2 protein-coding genes are annotated in these 965 nt (G+C 67.3%); both read left to right on the top strand.

Features of this window, described 5'->3' with window-relative positions; genetic code table 11:
• Window positions 1–233 precede the first annotated feature (233 nt).
• A complete protein-coding gene (locus tag PKE99_RS37830) occupies window positions 234–533 on the top strand; it encodes a DUF1799 domain-containing protein (protein ID WP_271215068.1) in 300 nt (99 codons plus the stop codon).
• A partial coding sequence (locus PKE99_RS37825) for a hypothetical protein (RefSeq protein ID WP_271215067.1) occupies window positions 530–965 on the top strand: 436 nt, incomplete at its 3' end. The genes PKE99_RS37830 and PKE99_RS37825, both read left to right, overlap by 4 nt.

Below are 965 nucleotides of genomic sequence, written 5' to 3'. Positions count from 1 at the left end.
ACCGATGATGAGGGCAGGCCGGTGGGGATGACGCCCGCAACGCTGGCTCTCGCGCTTCAGGAGGGCTGGTTTCGGAAAGGTCTCTGGCGCGCGCTGAACGAAATCGGGCTGGGAGAACCCGCCGAGGGAAACTGACCGCCGCTGCCCGCGCCTGGGCGTTTGCGCGCCTCGGCCGGGCAGATGACCGCGCGCCAGTCGCCCTCGATGACGATCTGCGCGCCGAATTTGCCGAGATGGGTGCCGAGGTGGCGCCCGATCCTGACACCCCCATGACGGTATCCGAGGACTTCGAGGTCATGCCCTGCAACTGGCAATCCGTCTGCGCCTTCCTTGCCTGCGAAACGCAGTGGCGGGCCGTGCCCATGACGCTGGGCCAGATGGCGCAGGTGGTGACCGAAGTCGTCTGGATCGGCCTCGACTATGTTGCGGTCGATGTGGTGCTGCGCCGCATGGGCCTCGGTGACGCGGTCTTCGCCGACCTTCAGGTCATGGAACGCGCCGCCCTCGATGTCTTCGCGGAGGTACGGGGATGAGCGGCAAGCAGTTTGTTTTCAGCCTGCTCTTCAAGGGCGAGAACGCCGGAGCGAAGGCAGCGGCGCGCGAGGTCGAGCAGGGTCTGGACGCGGTGCAGGGTCAGGCCCGGCAGACCACTGTCGCCCTGAAGGGCAATGCCGAAACGCTGGAACAGGAGGCGCGGGCCTCGCGCAAGGCTGCTGATGCGGCCCGCGAACTGGCCCTCGCTGAAATGCGGGTGCGCGATGAGGCGGCTCGCAGCCAGGGCGCGCAATCCCCCACCGTTACCCTTGACCCGAAGCGCGTGGAGGAGCTGCGCGAACGCTATGTCCCGCTGGCAAAGGTCCAGAAGGACTATGCGCAGGATCTGGAGCGGATCGCCCTTGCCGAACGCGCTGGCGCCTTGACCAAGGGCGAAAGCGCCATGGCACAGGCCCGCCTGAAGGCCAGCT

This window comes from Pseudonocardia halophobica (genome assembly GCF_027922425.1).
GTDB classification, from domain to species: domain Bacteria; phylum Actinomycetota; class Actinomycetes; order Mycobacteriales; family Pseudonocardiaceae; genus Pseudonocardia; species Pseudonocardia halophobica.
Note: the sequence above shows the minus strand (reverse complement) of the source record. Positions and strands in the feature narration are given on the sequence as shown.

Coding starts and splice junctions, on each gene's coding strand:
- PKE99_RS37830 (WP_271215068.1), top strand. CDS start 234: ATGGGTGCCGAGGTGGCGCCCGATCCTGACACCCCCATGACGGTATCC.